Origin of the sequence: Rhodococcus sp. 06-470-2, assembly GCF_002258235.1 — a bacterium.
Taxonomy (GTDB): Bacteria; Actinomycetota; Actinomycetes; order Mycobacteriales; family Mycobacteriaceae; genus Rhodococcoides.
Genome location: NZ_NOYB01000037.1, coordinates 33949 through 52273 on the forward strand (window position 1 = coordinate 33949; position 18325 = coordinate 52273).

Sequence of the window (18325 nt, forward strand, 5' to 3'; positions counted from 1 at the left end):
AATGGAGCAGGCAACGGCCGTCGCACTCGAGGGCAGCAGGTGCACTGTGTGCAGTACCGTGGCTTTCCCCGCGAGTGCGATGTGCAGCAGGTGCGCCACACCGACTGCGGAGAACATCACGCTGAGTACGCGAGGAACCCTGTGGGCCTACACGATTCAGCGTTTCGCGCCCAAGTCTCCTCCCTACGTGCCACCGGCCGGCGGGTTCGTTCCCTTCGCAGTCGGCTACGTGGAACTGCCCGAGGGCATCAAGATCGAAGCGATCATCGACTGTGAGAGCTTCGACGAACTGGATGGGGCACCGGTGCGTCTGACGTCCACCGCGCCGGTGCCCCGATTTGCTGTCGACACACTCGGCACGCAACCGGAATCGACAGGAATCACACAGTGACACAAAATGTTTCGATCATCGGTGCCGGCCTGTCGAAGTTCGGCCGCCAGCCAGGAGTGTCCGGCAGGCAGATGGCCGTCACCGCGATCGGCAACGCACTGATGGATGCAGGAGTGGCCTGGCCGGACGTGCAGGTCGCGTTCGGTGGCAGTGACGGCTCGGGTCTGGCCGACACTCTCGTCGCCGAACTGGGTTTCACCGGCATCCCGTTCACCAACGTCAAGAACGGTTGCGCAACAGGCGGAAGCGCGTTGTTCTCGGCGGTCAACGCCGTGCGCTCGGGCTCCGCGGACGTCGCTCTCGCAGTCGGATTCGACAAGCATCCGCGTGGCGCGTTCGACCCACGACCGGCGGAGTGGGGACTCCCCGACGGCTACGGCGAGGCCGGTCTGATGGTCACCACCCAGTTCTTCGGTGCCAAGATCTCCCGCTACATGCGTCAGCACGACATCTCGAGTCGGACGCTGGCCCTGGTCGCCGAAAAGGCATATCGCAACGGAGTTCTCAACCCCAACGCCTGGCGACGCGAGGCCATGGATGCCACGACCATCGCCGAAGCCGACATGGTCAACGATCCACTCACGCGGTACATGTTCTGCTCACCGGGTGAGGGAGCGGCTGCCATCGTCGTGGCCGGCGAGGACTACGTCGCGCGAGCCACCGGTCGGCCCGTGAAGATTGCCGCCATCACCCACCGAACCCGCCGATTCGGATCCTTCGAGGTCTTCAGCCCCTCCGTCCAGGGGGCCGGCGAACCCACCAGTGTCAGCGCCGACGCGGCACGTGCGGCCTTCGAGCAGGCCGGCATCGCTCCGGGTGACGTCGACGTCGCGCAGCTTCAGGACACCGAGAGCGGTGCCGAAATCATGCACATGGCCGAATGCGGGTTCTGCGAGCCCGGCGAGCAAGAAGCCATGATCGCGGCCGGGGAAACCGACATCGGTGGACGCCTGCCGATCAACACCGACGGCGGTTGCATCGCGAACGGAGAACCCATCGGAGCCTCCGGTCTGCGCCAGGTGCACGAGATAGTGACCCAGCTACGTGGCGAAGCCGGCGAACGCCAGGTCCCCGGTACTCCGCGAGTCGGTTTCACCCACGTGTACGGCGCACCGGGCATCAGTGCCTGCACCGTGCTGACTGTCTGACCCGAGACGAACCAGAGGCAATGCAGTGACACAACGAACGTTTCCGGACATCGACGAGTTCGGCGAGCAGGCGACCGCATGGTTGAAAACCGTTGCAGCGCCACGTACCGACTCGGTGTGGGGCGACGGGCCGGATACGGTCGCCGTCTTCGAGAACTGGACCGCGGAGGAAGAGCAGGCGCACACCGACCGGATTGCCGCCTACGAGCAGGCGAAGTTCGATGCGGGATGGGGCGCGTTGAATTCCCCGGTCGAGTACGGTGGCCGCGACCTACCGCTGTCGTACGTGCTCGCCTTCCGGCGCGTCGAGGACACGTTCGACGTTCCCAAGAGGACCGAGATGTTCTCTGTCACCCAACAATTGGTGGCACCCACCATCGCGCAGTGGGGAACCGAACAGCAGCGTACCCAGTACGTCCGGGCAATGCTCCGAGCTGACATCATTGCCTGCCAGTTGTTCTCCGAGACCGAAGCCGGTTCCGACCTGGCCGCGGTCCGGACGCGAGCAACCCAGGCGGAGGACGGGTCGTGGACGATCGACGGTCACAAGGTGTGGACATCGGGTGCCCGTGTCGCCGACTACGGAGTTGCGCTGTGCCGGACCGACTCCACCGTCGCCAAGCACGCCGGATTGACGATGTTCCTGGTTCCGATGGACGCGCCCGGGGTCGATGTGCGTCCCATTCGTCAGATGACGGGCGGAAGCTCGTTCAACGAGGTGTATCTCGACGGGGTACACCTCAGTGACGACTATCGGCTGGGTCCGGTCGGCAAGGGCTGGCAGGTTGCCCTGACTGTGTTGGCGGCCGAACGCCTGGACGGTGGAAATCTCGGGCTCGCGAATGCGGATCGCGCTGTGGCCCTTGCTCAGAACCTCGGCCGTGAGCTGACCGAGATCGAGCGCGACGCGGTTGCCGATCTGGTGACGCGTAGTTTCGTCCAGCGGATCGGCAACATGAGAGTGGCCGGTGCTGTCATCGCAGGCAACGACCCGGGGCCGGAGGCCTCGCTCGGAAAGCTTCTTGCCACCGACACGATGGCCAGAACTTCCGAGGTCGCGCGTCTGCTGCTCGGTCGTCATCTGACGTCCGACTCGGATCGCTGGGGCACCTTCGCCTGGTCCGAGCACCTGCTCGGAGCCCCGGGGTATCGAATTGCGGGCGGTACCGACGAGATTCAGCACAACATCATCGCCGAGCGTGTGCTCGGTCTGCCGAGAGAGCCGCGACCATGACCGAATCCTCCCTGCGCGCACGCGTGTCCGCCGCGCTGGACGCCGAGCTCGGCGTCACCGTCAGCACATTCGAACCGCTCCTCGGTGGACATTCCGGATTGACCTATCGAGTGAGCACGTCCGACGGCGACTTCGTCGTCAAGGCGGTCCCGGAGGGACAACGGTCGGTCGGGCGGCACGACATGCTCCGGCAGGCCTCGATTCTGCGCGCGCTCGCCGACACCGATGTGCCGGTACCGGCAATCGTGGCGGTCGACGAGCAGGAACCGGCGTGGTTCGCGATGGAGCTCGTCGTCGGAGAGTCGCTCGAACCGGTGCTCGACGACCCCGAGGTGGAACCGAGTATCGCGGCCGCGCGGATGCGGCGAGCCGCAGAAGTGCTGCCGGCGTTGCATGCCGTGCCGCTCGCCGACATTCCCGATACGGGCGACATCCTCTCGCCTGCGGATGAATTGGACCGGTGGTCCAAGACGCTCGCCGCGGTTCCGGTGGAACTCGTGGAGGGTGCCGACGAGTTGGTTCGACTGCTTCGCAGAGACATTCCGGCGGCGATCACACCCACACTCGTCCACGGGGACTACCGGTTGGGAAACATCATCTCCGACGGTCTCGAGCCGGCGGCTCTGATCGACTGGGAGATCTGGAGCGCAGGTGATCCACGCGTCGAATTGGGATGGTTTCTCGTCTTCGCCGACGGTACCAACTTTCCCGGTGTCGGCCGCGACGTGCCCGGTCTGCCCAGTACCGACGAACTGATCGCCTGCTACACCGGGAGCGGTCCGGCGCTGCCGGACATGACATGGTTCGACGCCCTGGGACGGCTCAAGATGGCAGCGATCATGGGCCACAACCTGCGTCGGCACCGCGAGGGGCGCCACATCGACCCGGATCAGGAAAAGCTGCCCGCGACCATCCGCAGGTTGATCGACACCGGCACCGCATTGCTCGCGCGCTGACGCACCATCACTCGACAGGAGCACACGGAAGTGGACTTTTCCTACTCACAGCGGACGGCCGAATTGTCGGCCACGCTCGAGACATTCATGAACGACCACGTCTATCCGGCCGAGAGTGTCTACGACGCTCAGATCGCCGCGAACGACAATCCGCACGAGCAACCGCAAATCATGCGGGATCTGCAGACCCGCGCCCGCGAGCTGGGGTTGTGGAACCTGTTCATGACCCACGACGACCTCGGTGCGGGCCTGACCAATCTCGAGTACGCGCCGCTCGCCGAGATCGTCGGCCGTTCCATCATCGGCAACGAGGCAATCAACTGCTCGGCGCCCGACACCGGAAACATGGAAATCCTGGCCATGTACGGCACGGAGGAGCAGAAGGAACAGTGGCTGAAGCCGTTGTTGGACTGTACCATTCGCTCTGCGTTCGCCATGACCGAACCCGATGTCGCCAGCTCGGACGCCACCAACATCACCTCGACCATCACGCGTGACGGGGACGAGTACGTCGTCAACGGCCGAAAGTGGTACACCTCGGGCGTTCTCGATCCCGACTGCAAGCTCATGATCTTCATGGGGAAGTCGGATCCGGACAGTTCCACCTACCGCCGGCAGAGCATGATTCTCGTTCCGGCCGACGCCCCCGGCGTAGAAGTGGTGCGCGACCTGCCCATGTTCGGGTTCCAGGATCGGCTGGGCCACGGCGAAGTTCAGTTCACCGACGTGCGCGTGCCCGCCGCCAACATGCTGGGAGAGGAGGGCGACGGATTCGCCATCGCCCAGGGACGGCTCGGGCCCGGCCGCATGCACTACGCCATGCGGGCGATCGGCATGGCCGAGCGCGCTCTGGAAATGATGTGTCGGCGCTCGCTCGTTCGGCAGGCATTCGGCGGACCGTTGTCCGATCGAGGTGTGGTACGTGAGTGGATTGCCCGCAGCCGCATGGAGATCGACCAGATCCGGTTGTTGGTGTTGAAGTCGGCCTGGTTGATGGATACCGCCGGAAATGCCTCGGCTCGTTCGGAAGTGGCGGCCATCAAGGTGGCTGCGATGGAGGTGGCCCACAAGGTCGTCGACCGAGCGGTGCAGACCTACGGCGCGGCCGGAGTCAGCAACGACACCATTCTCGCTCGGCTCTATGCCATCACCCGAGCTCTGCAGATTGCCGACGGCCCCAACGAGGTCCATCTGCGGACCATCGCCCGACTCGAAGTGAAGAGGTACGCATGAGTACGCCGAAATTGGACGGCAAGGTCGCCCTGGTGACAGGGGCGAGCCGTGGGCTCGGTCTGGCGATTGCACGTGGACTGAAGGACGCGGGCGCGACGGTCATCGTGTCGAGCCGCAAGCTCGAGGCCTGCGAGAGCGCTGTCTCGAGCTTGGGTGACGCAGGCCCGGGCAGTGCGCATCCGTACGCGTTGCACGTCGGGCACTGGGAGAGCATCGAACCGGCCGTCGACGACATCATTTCCCGTTTCGGGAGCCTGGACATCGTCGTCAACAACGCCGGGATCGCCCCGCTGGCGGAGAATCTCGTGTCGGTCACAGAGAGACTGTGGGACAAGACGATCGAGGTCAATCTCAAGGGACCGTTCCGGTTGATGGCCGTGGCCGGGGACCGGATGGCGGCTGCCGGAGGTGGGTCGATCATCAATATTTCGAGCATCGGTGCCGAGCGACCCAGCCCACCCGAGGCGATGTATGCGGCAGCCAAGAACGGGCTCAATGCGCTGACCCGCGCGTTCGCCCAGGAGTACGCGCCCACGGTGCGTGTCAACTGTGTGATGCCCGGCGGTTTCGCCACCGACATGTCCGAGAACTGGGACGAGGAGTTCATCGGCAAGATCGTCGACCGGCTCCCGGCCGGACGGCTGGGGCGGCCCGACGAGCTCGCCGGCTTGATCACTCATCTCGCCTCGGACGACGCCGGGTACACGACTGGCGCGATCATCCCGGTCGACGGCGGCCGTACCGCCGTGTACTGACCGATCACTCGTATTGTCCGACAATCAGTTTGGAAGTGGACACATGACCCAGGACATGTTCTCGCTGACCGGTCGCGTCGCAGTGGTCACCGGTGCCTCGTCGGGGCTCGGCCTCGGTTTCGCCCGGTCGCTCGCCGCGGCCGGTGCCACGGTGTACGCCGCCGCGAGACGGCTCGACCGGCTCGAAGCGTTGTCGGCCGAGATCCCGGCCATCGTGCCCGTGCGGTGCGACGTCACCGACGACAGCGACCGGCGAGCTCTCGTCGATCGTTGCTTCGACGAACACGGCCGGCTCGACGTCATGATCAACAACGCGGGCAAACCCGGCCCGCCCAACGCCGAGGACGAGACACTGGACGGTTTCCAGTCCATCCTCGACGTCAACCTGATCGCCGGGTTCCATCTGGCCACGTATGCGGTCGGCAAGATGCCGAGTGAGGCAACAGCGTCGATCATCAACATCTCCTCGGTGATCGGGCTGGTGTCCACTGCGCCGATCGGCGGTGCCAGCTACGCGGCGTCGAAGGCAGGCACGCTCGGCCTCACTCGTGAACTGGCCGGTCAGTGGGGTCGACGAGGCATTCGCGTCAACGCCGTGGTGCCGGGGTGGTTCGATACCGAGATGACCGATGGCCTGTTCACCAACGACAAGTCCGCAGGGTGGGTGCGGCGGAACACCATGCTCGGACGCGGCGGCGTCGACGGCGAGATCGACGGTGCCGTGCTGTTTCTGGCCTCCGATGCCAGCTCCTACATGACCGGTCAGACCCTGGTGGTCGACGGCGGATGGACTGCTCGCTGATGTTGGCCGTGCAGGTCCTTCAGTGGGGGAGCGCACCGGAGTTCCGGGAGGTGCCGGACCCGGTGCCGACCGGGCACGAACTTCTGATCCAGGTGGACGCAGCCGGACTGTGCGGATCCGATCTGCACGTGATGAACTCGAGCGCAGAGACTTTCGACTACGACTTGCCACTGACGCTGGGGCACGAAGTGGCCGGAACCGTTGCCTCGGCGGGACCGTCGGCAGACCCCTCCTGGATCGGCCGCGCCGTGGTCGTTCACGGAATCTGGAGCTGCGGAACGTGCCCGAACTGTCTGCGCGGCAGAGAGAACTACTGTCGCAGCCTCGCTCGGCGTCCCGACGGTCGGCTGGCCCCCATCGGAAACGGTCTGGGGTATCCGGGCGGCATCGCACAGCTGATGCTGGTGCCGTCCGAACGCGTACTCGTTCCGATCGGTGATCTCGATCCTCTCGGTGCCGCGCCTCTGGCGGACGCGGCACTGACCGCGTATCACGCCATTCGCACCAACTCCGCCGTGATCGACGAGCGAAGCAACGTGGTCGTGATCGGAGTCGGCGGCCTCGGCCACCTTGCCCTGCAGATCCTGCGCACCATGGGCGTGCCTCACATCATCGCAATCGACTCCAAGGCCGACGCCGCTGCACTGGCCGAGTCCTCGGGAGCGCACGAGTTCTACGACTCCGTTTCCGCTGCGACGCAACGGCTCAAGGCACTGGACGGTGCAGATCTCGTCCTCGACTTCGTCGGCGCGCCGACCACGACCGCCCCGGCGGCCGCCATGCTGCGGTCCGGGGGTTCTGTCGTGGTGGTGGGCAGTGCCGGCGGCCGACTGACGACCGGGAAGGATGTCGGTCTGGCCGCAGGATGGACGGTGGATGCCCCGTTCTGGGGTACCCGTGCCGATCTCGAAGCCGTCGTGGAACTTGCGCAGGACGGCGTGCTGCGCGCCGAAATCACCACCATCCCCTTCACCGAGGCCATCTCTGCATACGACCGGTTGCGGGGCGGATCCGTCACCGGCCGTGCAGTCCTCGACATGAGCGCATCACGAACCAGGAAAGAGTCAGACCAGTGAAACGGCTTGCCCGCGAGATGCTCGTCCGCGCCGAACAGACCCCCGATACCGTCGCAGTCGTCGACGAAGACGGCAGTCACACGATCCGGACCGTGGTCGAGGCGGCGACATCCCTCGCCGACGTGTTCGGCGGTATCGACCCCAGCCCGCCGACCGTGGTGATTCAGGCCGACAACACTTGGGGTGCCGTTGCGGCTGCCCTCGGTGTCGGTCTCGCCGGCGGTGTGGTCGCGGTGGTCAGCCCGCACGCCACGGAGTCGGAGTTCGCGCTGGCACTCGAGGACATTCGACCGGACGTCGTCGTGGGAACGCCCGAGGCCCTTCGTCATTGGGGTGTGTCCGACGAGCAATTTCCCGTGGACAAGCCCGCCTTCGGTTCGTACCGCGTGCGGGCGTCGGGTGGTGCGTTCGCCTCAGTCGCGCGATGGAACGGAGGTGATGCGATCGCGATGACCTCGGGCTCGACCGGTCGACCCAAGTGCGTGGTGCAATCCGAGGACGCGATCAGGTATGCGTCTCGATCCACCATCGATGCCGTCGGCCTCCGCCCGGGCGAGGCGATCGGTGCCTTCGTACCGCTGTCGTCGGTCGCCGCATTCTGCTTCGGAATGTATCTGCCTGCGCTACTGGGAGGTCCGATGGTCGCCATCGGGAAGTGGTCCCCGGAGGCGGCCCTGCGGGCAGCGAAGGAACACCGGATTGCCTGGACGATGCTGGTACCGACCATGGCGCTACAGCTCTCGGTCGCACCGAACTCCGAAGGCGCACTGAACACGATGCGCGCCATGACGGTCGGCGGCGGACCGATGAACGAGCGCGCGCTCGCCAAGGCCGAACAGTGGTTGCACACCACGTTCCTCCGAGTGTTCGGCATGTCCGAGTGCTTGGGCCACACGACACCCGCTCTCGACGACCCGGTGTCGATCCGCCTCGGACGCGACGGTCGGCCGTTTCCCGGCACCACTGTGCGAGCCGTCGACTCGGACGGCCGTCCGCTCCCCGCGGACGATATCGGTGCCGCCCAGGTCAAGGGACCGTCGCTGTTCGTCGGGTACGCCCGTGCCGGCACTCCGGTCCCGCCCGAGCTGACGCCCGACGGTTTTCTTCCGACCGGTGATCTGGTGGAGGTCGCGTCGGACGGCTCGATTCGCGTCATGGGTCGGCAGAAACAGATCATCATTCGCGGTGGCCGCAACATCGACATCAACGAGGTCGAATCGGCGATCGCCTCGCTGCAGTCTGTCGTGCAGGTCTGTGTCGTGCCGGTACCGGACGACCTGCTGGGGGAGCGCGCAGCAGCGCTCGTGGTCACCGGTGGTGAGGAGCTCGAACTCGAGGACGTCACCGCGCAGTTGGCCGAGGACGACTTTCCCAAGTCGAAGTGGCCGGAATACGTGTTCACCGTCGACGATCTACCGCAGAATCGCGTCGGAAAACTGTCCCGGCCCGATGCGACGGCACTGGCCAAGCAGCTCGCGGCCGCAACTGACTCGAATTCACATCGGAAAATGTAAACTCGAACGAGGCCGGAACACGTGCTATCAGTAGGGGCAACCATGACCGTAGGAACCGACGTCCGACGCGAGAGTCCGCGGTCCAAGCGAACGCGCATTCTGTCGGCGGCGATCGACCACTTCGGCAAGGTGGGATACGAGCACACCAAGTGGGCGTCGATCGCCGACGAGGTCGGTATCGGTCAGACCGCGCTCTACCACTACTTCGAGTCCAAAGCGCACTGCTTGTTGACCATCATGCGCATAGAACTCGCGGACTCCGCCGCCCGTTTCGTTGCGGCCACCGACGGCGTGACGCACGCCGAGGACGCACTTCGCGCCGCGATTGCCGCGTCCTTGGCGGCATCACCTCAGGACGCATTGGCCCGGCGCATTCTCCACAATCACATGGACCTGCTGGCGACCGAACGTCAGTCTGCCAAAGAAGAGGCCGAGCGAGTCGAATGCCGTGAACTCGTGCAACGGATCGAGAAGAACTGGACCGCGTTGATCGGGCGGGGGATCGAGGCGGGCCAGTTCGCGGAATCGAATCCGACGATGTCTGCGCGTCTGGTGCTCGCCCTGGTGGTCAGCGTATGGCGTTGGTACCGGCCGGACGGTCCTTTGAGCATCGACGACATCACTGCACTGGTCACGGACGCAGCCATCAGGGTCGTACGAAAGTAGTCCGCATGTCGTCGGCGCTGCCGATTCTCGACGGCCGGCGTAACTGAACAGAATTCACTTAGGAGAAAAATGTACAACCTGGTCCTCGTAGCCGCCCGTCCTGCCGAGTGGACTCACGATCAGTTCATCATGTGGTGGCGCGGCGAGCATGCCGACGTCACCTACCCCCTGCCCGGGTTGATCCGCTGGCAGCACACCGAACTGCTCGAAGCGTTCGGTGGCAGGTCCGAAGGGTGGGACGGCCTGTCGGTGCTCAGCTTCGAGTCCCGCGACGCACTCGAGGCCGCGCTGACCAGTGACGAGTGGAAGGCCGCGGTCGACCACGTCGGAACCATGGGCGGCCGACGGATGATGTGGTACGGCGACGAGAAAACGATGGTGCCCCTCGCGAGCGACGCGGGATGACGTCGTCGTGGGCCGACCCGGGTTGCTTCGAAGTGGCAGACGGTGTTCATCGCGTTCCTCTGCAGATGCCTCAGGACGGTCTGCGCGCAATCAATGTCTATGTGCTCGAGACCGATACGGGACTCGCGCTGATCGACGGCGGTTGGCACCGCGCGTCCACCCATGTCGAGCTCGTGGATGCATTACGCCTGATCGGGCGTCGACCGTCCGAGATCCACGACGTGTACGTCACTCATGTGCATCGTGATCACTACACGTTCGCCGTTGAATTGCGGCGTCGATACGGCACCCGGGTGCATCTCGGTGCCGCAGAGGCTCCGGGCATCGACGCCATCGGTCGATTGCGCAGCAACGTTCCGGTCAGCTCGATTCGTGAACTCGAGCGCGCGGGCGCACCCGACATCGCCCGCATCGCGTGGGAGAGCGGGAAGGCCGAGCCCTTCGACGCCTCGGACTGGGAGCTGCCGGACACCTGGCTGCAGCCCGGACCGCTCGATATTGCCGGTCATGCGGTTCTCGCTGCGCACACACCCGGGCATACCAAGGGGCACATGGTGTTTCACGATTCCGACCGGAATGTGTGTTATACCGGCGACCACGTTCTGCCCACCATCACGCCGTCGATCGGGTTCGAGCTCGGTGAGTGGGACCTGCCGTTGGACAAGTATCTGACGTCTCTGACCGCGATGCTCGACGGGCCGGACCGGACGATGTTGCCGTCACACGGCCATCCGGGTGCGGGTGTGCACGAGCGCTGCCGGCAGCTGCTCGAACACCACGATCGCCGTCTCACCGCTACCGAGAGCGTTGTCGAATCTGCCGGTCGCGCAACCGGGTCGGACGTGGCAGCCGGCCTGACGTGGACTCGGCACGAACGATCGTTCGCCACCATGGACAGCTTCAATCAGATGGTGGCGACCTGTGAGACGCTTGCGCACCTCGATGTTCTGGTCCAGCGCGGCCGACTGTCGGCGCGGACCTCCAACGGGGTGGACTTCTTCACCACCTGCTGAAGCATCCGCCCCGACAGCCCTACCCGAGCGGTCAGTCGCAGGTCCATCCGCCGTCGACGTACAGCTCTGTCCCGGTGACGAACGTGGAGTCGTCGCCGGCCAGAAACGCAACCGCAGCAGCCACTTCGGCCCCGGTTCCCAGTCGACCCATCGGAGTGTGCGCGATCATGGCCCTGTGCCGTTCGGATCCCTCGTAGCGTTCGAGCAGCTGCGTGGTACCGATGAAGCCGGGGTGGATGGAGTTGACGCGGACCCCTTTGGTGGCCCAGTGCAGGGCCGCATTCTTGGTCATGGTGCGCACGGCACCCTTTGCTGCAGCGTAAGCGAAGCTGTTGCCGAGACCGCCGACGCTGCCGAGGATGGAACAGATGTTGACGACCGATCCTCCGCCCGATCGCTCGACATACGCCCCTGCGTGCTTCATTCCGAGCCACGTACCGGTCTGACTGACTTCGACCACGCGGTTGTAGCGGTCTAGATCTTCGTCGACCACCGTTCCGAGACTGCCGATCGCACCGTTGTTGACCACCGCGTCCAGTCGGCCGAATCGCGCGTCGATGGTCTCGACGGCGTTGTGCCACTGGCCCTCTCGGGTGATATCCAGACCGATCGGTAGATGCCGGTCACTGTCGGTCTGTTCGGCGACGAGTGCTGCACATGCGGCACCGTCGACGTCGGTCACCACCAGCGAGGCACCCTCCGAAGCCAGCCGCTCGACGATCGCGGTACCGATTCCTCCGGTAGCCCCGGTGACCAGAACGACCTTGTCCTGGAGCCGGGACGGCATGCCCGTCACAGCTTGCTCAACACGTTACGGCCGCCGACGAGCATCGCCGCGGCGACACCGATGGTGGTCACGGCAGTCATCAGCAGTGCCATCGCCGCAACGAGTGGGTAGGAGCCGTTCTGCCACATGTCGAACAGCAACGTGCCCATCACCTGGGTGGTCGACGCGCGCACCAGAAGTGACGCGGCGAACTCGTGGGTCAACAGAATGAACATGAGCGCGACGGCGCTGAGGATCGTGGGACGCATCAGCGGCAACATGATTCGGAGATTGGTGACGATCGGCGATGCACCACTGGTGGCCGACGCTTCGGTGTACGTGTTGCCGAGCGACAGCATGGCCGTCATCTGCATCCTCGTGGAGAACGGCAACATCAGCACGATGTACACGAGGATGATCACCGTCCTGGTTCCGTAGAGGATCAGCGGCGGCTCGGTGTACGTGAGCAGGAATCCGACGCCGAAGATCACGGCCGGGATGCCCAGTGGCAGTGCAGTCATGAGGTCTGCGATCAGCGCGAGAATTCTGAACCGGCGTCCCCGCACGAGAAGGTTTGCCATGAGGTATCCCAGCGGGATGCAGATGGCCACTGCGCCGAGCGAGGTGACCACACTGGTGAGGACCGACTCGACCACGGCCGTCGTGTCCATCAGTGCCCGAAAGTTGTCCAGCGTCAACAGACTCAGCGACAACGATCCCGACCAGTACGGCGTCAACGAGACGATGATCAGACCCACCAGCGGGATGACCAAGGCGAAGAGTGCGAACACGACGATCGTGACCGTGGCCCACGTGGCCTTACCCGTGGAGGGGGCGAATGCCTTGCCGCCGTGCGTGACGAAGCGAGTTTGGTTGCCCAGCAGCGCCTTCTGCGCCAGCACCAGCACCAAGCCGAAGATCACCAGCGGAGACCCGGCGGCCGCTGCCGCGGCGAAGTCCGACGGGGACTCCGACACCCGGCGATACATCTCGGTGGTCAGCACCTTGACGCCGGTGTTCGCGCCCAGCAGCAGGGGGCCGGTGAACTGGCCGAGACCGAGGAGCAGCGCGATGCCGCCGCCGTAGATGAGAGACGGTCGAAGCAGCGGGAGAACGATCTTGAAAAAGATTCCCACCGTGGACGATCCGCTGACCTGAGCCGCTTCGAGATGCTCGGAGCTGATGTTCTGCATGCCGGAACTGACGAACAGGTACACGAACGACGTCAGACCGAAGCCGGTGAGGACGATGATCCACGGGACGGTATAGACGTCGATCGGTCCACTGTCCGACCCGCTCCACCACGGCAACAGGCGAAGGAGCACGTTCAGATAGCCGGGACCGGGGGAGAGCAGGAACGCCCAACCGACCACGCTGGCCACCGCCGGCATCACGATCGGCAGGATCGGAATGACGCGGAGCCAACCGAGCTTGGCGGGAAGCCTGCTCGCTGCGAAGGCGAGCAGCGTTCCCAACACCATGGCGATGACCAACGAACCGAGTGCCAATGCCACCGTGGTTCGGAGCGTGACACCGATGTCGAAGCGGCCGTACTGACTTCCGTATCCGGCAGCGCCGTCCTCGAAGGCGAGCATCTGCAGTTTCACCATGGGAAGCACGACCAGATAGGCCAGAACGGCAAGGACGGCGGCGTAGCCGATTCGTGCGCGCCAGCTCGACGGGATGGTCAGTGATCTTCTGTCGGCCGGCTCGGTGGACTCGGGACGCTCGACATCGACGAGAGTTGCCATCACGAGTTCTTTCCAGCGGATCCGACGAGCTCGGAGCTGGTGGCCGACGAGGCGTCGGGAAGCGCGTACACCCTCAGACACGACGGCGCGAAGCTGACGACGACGGGTCTTCCCGGGCTGCTACGCCTCAGTGCTGCACTGTGGTCGGCGGCCACGGCACGGAGTGTCAATTGCTCGTCACCGGTTCTGACTGCGACGTCGAAGTACCGACCTCCGTACTCGTACGTCACGAGCTCCGCGTGCAGGGCTACGTTTCCGGGTGGCACCTGGTCTGCGGTGTCGTGCAACAGCACGTCGTCGGGTCGGAACCTGGCGACGGCGCGGGTGCCCTCGTCGGCGCGCTCACGCACTGTGGCGGTCCGAAGGTCGATGACGTCGGAGCCGCTGGTGACCCATCCGTCGTGGCCGCGGCGGAGTTCGAGTCGATTACCCATCCCGATGAACGCCGCGACGTACTCCGATGCCGGGTTCTCGAACACGTGCTCGGGCTCGTCGTACTGTTCGATTTTTCCGGCCTTCATGATCGCGAGGCGGTCGCCGAGAGCGAAGGCCTCGGACTGGTCGTGCGTGACGAACACGGCGGTGAAACCGAGCTGTTGGTGCAGCTGGTGGATCTGAGATCGAACCTGATCTCGCAAACGCGCATCGAGGTTGCTCAGCGGCTCGTCGAACAACACCAGATCCGGTTGGGCCACCAACCCTCTCGCCACCGCGACACGTTGCTGCTGGCCGCCGCTGAGCTGTGATGGGTACCGATCGAGCAGAGCGCCGCAGTCGACCATATTCGCGGCCGTCTCGACCGCTCCGTCGGCAATAGCCTTCTTGAGCTTGCGAACGGTCAGCGGGTACCGAATGTTCTCGGCGACCGTCATGTGGGGCCACAGTGCGTAGGATTGGAACACCATGCCGATGTTTCGCTTGTGCGCAGGCACGAGCACTTTCGAGGCCGCGTCGAACACTGTCCGACCCGCGAACGAGATCGAACCGCCCTGCGGTGTCTCCAGACCGGCAAGGCACCGCAAGGTCGTGGTCTTGCCGCAGCCGCTCGGTCCGAGCAGGACCAAGAATTCACCCTGCTCGATCTCGAGGTCGAGACTGTCGACGACGACGTTGGCACCGTAGGTCTTCGTCAGTCCGGAGACCGCGAATCGAGAGGTCATTGCATACTCACTTTCGGAGCATCGGTGTGCGTGCACCGGCGGTCGCTGTGCGTCGACCGTGGTGTTCGGCTCTGTCACATATCATTTCGTAGTCCGCTCGCAGATGCGGCGGTCCGGTTTTCACCGGGGATTGCCGTGGGTCAGCCCTGGAACAGGGTTTGCCATTCCTGAGAATATTGCTCGACCTTCTCGGGAGTCAGTTCGGCGATATCCGGAGATGCGATGTCCTGAGCTCGCGCGACCGCACCCTCGACGTCGGGCAGTACGGCTGCATAACCGCCGTTCAAGGCCTGCTGTCCCTCGGCCGTCACCATGAAGTTCGCGAGCACCTGCGCTGCGTTGGGATGCTGTGAGGCGCTCAGAACTTCCGAGTACCAGGGTGTTCCCCACGGCTTGTCGGGCAGAGCCCAATCGACCGGTGCGCCTGCGGCAACCTCGGTGACGAGCGGCTGCACCATGGGACTGACCGTTACTTCACCGGAGGTGAGGGCTTGCGCCACTGCGAGTGCGCTGGGGTAGACCCGCGGCGAGAGTTCGGCGATCTTGTTCCAGTAGTCCTCACCGAAGTTCTTGGCGTAGTACTTGTACAGATCCACGTACGACGCGAATCCGGTGGGGTTCACGATGCCGATCTTGCCCTGGAATTTCGGATCGATCAGATCTTGGGGCGTGCTGACGCCGTCCGGCACCGCTGCGGTGTTCCACCCGAGGCCGAATACCGCTGCGCTGGTGAGAAAGAACCGATCGTTGATCACACTGGCTGCCGGATCGAAGGCGGGTGCGTCCAGATCGGGCCCGACGAGTTCGGTGGAGAACTTGCCGGACTCTGCCGCGTTCTCGATCCAGGAGGCATCGGTGGTCATATGCACGTCGGCGATACCGCTTCCCGTTCGATTCTCCGTCTCGACCCTGGGGTTGATCTCGGAGTCGGTGCCACGGACGTATTCCATGTCGATTCCCGGGTACTTCGCCTCGAAAGCCGCTGTCAGTGCGTCGAGATTGGCGGGCTTCTGGCTCGAGTAGAGCATCACACTGCCCTCTTCCTTCGCAGCTGCGACCACAGCATCCCAGTCGCCCTCGACCGGAGCGGACGCGGAGGAAGACGACCCCCCACATGCGGTAAGGCCCACCATCGCCGCCGCTGCTGCCACGGCAACCATCGTCGTCCTGAACTTGTTCATGCCTGCGTTCCTTTCGGGCACGTCGATAACTTTCCGCGGACTCGGTGAGCCGCCGGTGACGTGAAGTCGGTCGACATCCGCTCGCAGACTCGGCGTACGAATTCGAGCCAAACGCCACGTTCGCCAAACTGAACTGATGTCAGTTTGAAAGATAGCCGCCCTGCTCTGTGATGTCAATCACCAGGTCGGGTGAGCGGAGCTCGATGCCCCTCTTCGTTTGTGCGGTCCACGCGTGACGGCTATTCGGGCGGGTGTTTCGACAAGGATGAGCGCCCGTGAGCGGAGAACTGGCTTGCGATCGGAAGGGAAAGGGTGGACGTCGGTTGGGCGTGCGAATTCTGACTGGTACGCCCGGGGTAGGTCGGGGCGGTCGCCTCGAACATCCTCGACCGCCGGTTCACGGCGGAGGCACCGAATCGGAAGTGGGTCACCGACGTCACCGAGTTCCGGGTCGGGGAGGCGAAGTTGTATCTGTCTCCGGTGATGGACTTGTTCGATCGTCAGATCATTTCGTATTCGATCGGTCGGTCCCCGACGACGGAGTTCACCAACCGTTCCCTGCGGGCGGCGCTGGACACCCTCGGTGAACAGGAGTGTCCAATTGTGCACTCGGATCAGGGTTTTCACTATCAGCATTCCTCGTGGCGGCGATTGCTGGCCGATGCGGGGGCGATCCAGTCGATGTCGCGTAAAGCGAACTGTTACGACAATGCGATCATCGAGAACTTCTTCGGTCACCTCAAAGAAGAGATGTTTCATCACATCCGATATCTCGACCTGGGCACCTTGCAGACCGCGATCGAGGACTACATCGACTGGTTCAACAACGACCGGATCTCGCTACGCCTCGACGGCCTGAGCCCGGTGCGATACCGAGCTGAGGCCCTCGCGGCCTAGACTTGCATTAACAGTCCAACCCACGGGGTCCAGTGCACTGCGCGACGGCATTGAACCGCGAGACCGTCGCCATGGAACCTTTGTCGAAGTACTTGAAGTCTATGCGCGCGGGCGTATCTCGGCCTTCGCGAACGGCTTCGAGGCCTGCGGAGATGGCGCGAGCGGCGTAGCGCTCGCCCCTATAGCAACCTGTGCGACGCCGGGGAGCTTGTCGAGGCTCATCATATCGCCGACGACGAATACCTCGGGGTGGTCCGGGAGCGACAGGTCTTTATTCACCAGTACGCGCCCAGCGCGGTCAACTTCGGCTCCTGACTGATCGGTGAGTTGCCTGCCGAGGGGGCTGGCTGCAACTCCCGCGGACCACACCTTGGCGCGAGAGAAGATGCGTCGATTGGTGCCGTCCCCATCCTTGACGGACAGGCCGTCGGCGTCGAGATCGGTGACCATCGCGCCGAGTTGGATGTCGACGCCCATCTTGTTCAGGCGCTTCGCAGCGGCATGGCCGAGGGAATCAGAGATCGGCGGCAACACTTTCGGGGCGGCGTCGAGCAGGATGATGCGAGCGCTTCGGCTATCGATGTGACGGTAGGTGCCGTCGAGAGTCTTGTGTGTGAGTTCGGCGATCTGCCCTGCCATCTCGACCCCGGTCGGTCCCGCTCCGATGACAACGAAAGTGAGCAGCTTCTCGATCTCTGCCGGATCGGTTGCGAGTTCGGCTTGGTCGAATGCGCCGAGGATGCGGCCGCGGAGTTCGTGGGCGTCGTCGTTGGTTTTCATTCCGGGTGCGTATTCGGCGAAGTGCTCGTTGCCGAAGTGCGACTGACCGGCACCGGCTGCGACGATAAGGCTGTCGCAGCCAGTCTCGGTGATGCGCTCGAGCGGTCGTCCACACACGAAGACGAGTGGGTCTGAACATCCACTGCCGCCCGCTGCTCACTGCGGTGTACTGTCTCCTGGTTGATACCCGAGGAGGCCGCCATGTATCGACCCACCGTCCGGTCCGCCACCCTTACCTGGCTCGCCGGCACCTCCGCCGCGCTGGTCGTGCAGGGTGTCTTCCCCGAGAAGTTCGCCACGACCACTGCCTGGGGTAGCAACCCGGGTTGGCAGCGGGAGATCGCGATCTGGAACCTCGGCACTCTGGTCGCGGCCGGTGCGATCGTCGCCGGTGATGGCGACCCGGTGCGGGCGCAGCTGCGCGGACTTGCCGTTCTGTCGGCTCTGTTCGGCGTCAATCATGCTGTCGCCGCTGCACAGTCGGGCAAGCCCGGCAACGTGACCTGGGCCGTCATCAACGGTGCGGGCGTCGTTTCTGCTCTCGCCACCCTTGCCATCGACCGGCCTTCGCGTCGGTCGCGCTGACGAACCGCGGTC

At 64.4% G+C, this 18325-nt stretch carries 17 protein-coding genes and 2 pseudogenes; 14 read left to right on the forward strand and 5 right to left on the reverse strand.

Annotation, left to right across the window (positions count from 1 at the left end):
• Position 1 precedes the first annotated feature (1 nt).
• The 12 genes from CH276_RS20175 (at position 2) to CH276_RS20230 (ending at position 11193) form a co-directional block, all read left to right on the forward strand.
• On the forward strand, positions 2-391 hold the full coding sequence (locus tag CH276_RS20175; protein ID WP_094631469.1) for a Zn-ribbon domain-containing OB-fold protein: 390 nt from the start codon (positions 2-4) through the stop codon (positions 389-391).
• Complete coding sequence (locus CH276_RS20180; protein WP_094631470.1) at positions 388-1539, forward strand: thiolase family protein; 1152 nt, start codon at positions 388-390, stop codon at positions 1537-1539. The genes CH276_RS20175 and CH276_RS20180 overlap by 4 nt, the downstream gene beginning before the upstream one ends.
• A gap of 25 nt (positions 1540-1564) precedes the next feature.
• Complete coding sequence (locus CH276_RS20185) at positions 1565-2773, forward strand: acyl-CoA dehydrogenase family protein (RefSeq protein WP_094631471.1); 1209 nt, start codon at positions 1565-1567, stop codon at positions 2771-2773.
• The gene (locus tag CH276_RS20190) at positions 2770-3729 is read left to right on the forward strand and encodes a phosphotransferase family protein (protein ID WP_094631472.1); all 960 of its coding nucleotides are present in this window, start codon (positions 2770-2772) and stop codon (positions 3727-3729) included. The genes CH276_RS20185 and CH276_RS20190 overlap by 4 nt, the downstream gene beginning before the upstream one ends.
• Positions 3730-3759: 30 nt before the next feature.
• Complete coding sequence (locus CH276_RS20195) at positions 3760-4962, forward strand: acyl-CoA dehydrogenase family protein (protein WP_094631473.1); 1203 nt, start codon at positions 3760-3762, stop codon at positions 4960-4962.
• A complete protein-coding gene (locus CH276_RS20200) occupies positions 4959-5717 on the forward strand; it encodes an SDR family NAD(P)-dependent oxidoreductase (RefSeq protein ID WP_094631474.1) in 759 nt (252 codons plus the stop codon). The genes CH276_RS20195 and CH276_RS20200 overlap by 4 nt, the downstream gene beginning before the upstream one ends.
• Before the next feature lie 43 nt (positions 5718-5760).
• Positions 5761-6519, forward strand: a complete 759-nt coding sequence (locus CH276_RS20205; RefSeq protein WP_094631475.1) for an SDR family NAD(P)-dependent oxidoreductase — start codon at positions 5761-5763, stop codon at positions 6517-6519.
• A complete protein-coding gene (locus CH276_RS20210; protein ID WP_094631567.1) occupies positions 6519-7595 on the forward strand; it encodes an alcohol dehydrogenase catalytic domain-containing protein in 1077 nt (358 codons plus the stop codon). Before CH276_RS20205 ends, CH276_RS20210 begins: the two co-directional genes overlap by 1 nt.
• The gene (locus CH276_RS20215; protein ID WP_094631476.1) at positions 7592-9109 is read left to right on the forward strand and encodes a class I adenylate-forming enzyme family protein; all 1518 of its coding nucleotides are present in this window, start codon (positions 7592-7594) and stop codon (positions 9107-9109) included. The genes CH276_RS20210 and CH276_RS20215 overlap by 4 nt, the downstream gene beginning before the upstream one ends.
• Positions 9110-9151: 42 nt before the next feature.
• On the forward strand, positions 9152-9775 hold the full coding sequence (locus CH276_RS20220; RefSeq protein WP_094631477.1) for a TetR/AcrR family transcriptional regulator: 624 nt from the start codon (positions 9152-9154) through the stop codon (positions 9773-9775).
• A gap of 69 nt (positions 9776-9844) precedes the next feature.
• The gene (locus CH276_RS20225; protein ID WP_094631478.1) at positions 9845-10180 is read left to right on the forward strand and encodes an EthD domain-containing protein; all 336 of its coding nucleotides are present in this window, start codon (positions 9845-9847) and stop codon (positions 10178-10180) included.
• Positions 10177-11193, forward strand: a complete 1017-nt coding sequence (locus CH276_RS20230) for an MBL fold metallo-hydrolase (RefSeq protein WP_094631479.1) — start codon at positions 10177-10179, stop codon at positions 11191-11193. Before CH276_RS20225 ends, CH276_RS20230 begins: the two co-directional genes overlap by 4 nt.
• Positions 11194-11224: 31 nt before the next feature.
• On the opposite strand, the gene CH276_RS20235 is transcribed toward CH276_RS20230, so the two are convergent.
• The 4 genes from CH276_RS20235 to CH276_RS20250 form a co-directional block, all read right to left on the reverse strand.
• Positions 11225-11989, reverse strand: a complete 765-nt coding sequence (locus tag CH276_RS20235) for an SDR family NAD(P)-dependent oxidoreductase (protein ID WP_094631480.1) — start codon at positions 11987-11989, stop codon at positions 11225-11227.
• Positions 11986-13710, reverse strand: a complete 1725-nt coding sequence (locus CH276_RS20240; protein WP_094631481.1) for an ABC transporter permease — start codon at positions 13708-13710, stop codon at positions 11986-11988. The genes CH276_RS20235 and CH276_RS20240 overlap by 4 nt, the downstream gene beginning before the upstream one ends.
• Positions 13710-14870 (reverse strand): ABC transporter ATP-binding protein, encoded by a 1161-nt coding sequence (locus tag CH276_RS20245; RefSeq protein ID WP_094631482.1) that lies wholly within the window; start codon positions 14868-14870, stop codon positions 13710-13712. The genes CH276_RS20240 and CH276_RS20245 overlap by 1 nt, the downstream gene beginning before the upstream one ends.
• 140 nt (positions 14871-15010) lie before the next feature.
• A complete protein-coding gene (locus CH276_RS20250) occupies positions 15011-16051 on the reverse strand; it encodes an ABC transporter substrate-binding protein (RefSeq protein WP_441344234.1) in 1041 nt (346 codons plus the stop codon).
• A 378-nt stretch (positions 16052-16429) separates the two neighbouring features.
• On the opposite strand from CH276_RS20250, the pseudogene CH276_RS20255 reads away from it, so the two are divergent.
• Positions 16430-16948 (forward strand): annotated as a pseudogene (locus CH276_RS20255) (IS3 family transposase); the annotation flags it as partial.
• 37 nt (positions 16949-16985) lie between these two features.
• Here CH276_RS20255 and CH276_RS20260 read toward each other — a convergent pair.
• Positions 16986-17824, reverse strand: a pseudogene (locus CH276_RS20260) (NAD(P)/FAD-dependent oxidoreductase); the annotation flags it as partial.
• Positions 17825-17929: 105 nt separating this feature from the next.
• Between CH276_RS20260 and CH276_RS20265 the strand changes: the two are divergent.
• Entirely contained in the window at positions 17930-18313 is a 384-nt protein-coding gene (locus CH276_RS20265) for a hypothetical protein (RefSeq protein ID WP_094631484.1), read from the forward strand.
• The last annotated feature ends 12 nt before the right edge of the window (positions 18314-18325 follow it).

Coding starts and splice junctions, on each gene's coding strand:
- CH276_RS20210 (WP_094631567.1), top strand. CDS start 6,519: ATGTTGGCCGTGCAGGTCCTTCAGTGGGGGAGCGCACCGGAGTTCCGG.
- CH276_RS20200 (WP_094631474.1), top strand. CDS start 4,959: ATGAGTACGCCGAAATTGGACGGCAAGGTCGCCCTGGTGACAGGGGCG.
- CH276_RS20240 (WP_094631481.1), bottom strand. CDS start 13,710: ATGGCAACTCTCGTCGATGTCGAGCGTCCCGAGTCCACCGAGCCGGCC.
- CH276_RS20205 (WP_094631475.1), top strand. CDS start 5,761: ATGACCCAGGACATGTTCTCGCTGACCGGTCGCGTCGCAGTGGTCACC.
- CH276_RS20230 (WP_094631479.1), top strand. CDS start 10,177: ATGACGTCGTCGTGGGCCGACCCGGGTTGCTTCGAAGTGGCAGACGGT.
- CH276_RS20245 (WP_094631482.1), bottom strand. CDS start 14,870: ATGACCTCTCGATTCGCGGTCTCCGGACTGACGAAGACCTACGGTGCC.
- CH276_RS20265 (WP_094631484.1), top strand. CDS start 17,930: ATGTATCGACCCACCGTCCGGTCCGCCACCCTTACCTGGCTCGCCGGC.
- CH276_RS20220 (WP_094631477.1), top strand. CDS start 9,152: ATGACCGTAGGAACCGACGTCCGACGCGAGAGTCCGCGGTCCAAGCGA.
- CH276_RS20250 (WP_441344234.1), bottom strand. CDS start 16,051: ATGAACAAGTTCAGGACGACGATGGTTGCCGTGGCAGCAGCGGCGGCG.
- CH276_RS20225 (WP_094631478.1), top strand. CDS start 9,845: ATGTACAACCTGGTCCTCGTAGCCGCCCGTCCTGCCGAGTGGACTCAC.
- CH276_RS20175 (WP_094631469.1), top strand. CDS start 2: ATGGAGCAGGCAACGGCCGTCGCACTCGAGGGCAGCAGGTGCACTGTG.
- CH276_RS20190 (WP_094631472.1), top strand. CDS start 2,770: ATGACCGAATCCTCCCTGCGCGCACGCGTGTCCGCCGCGCTGGACGCC.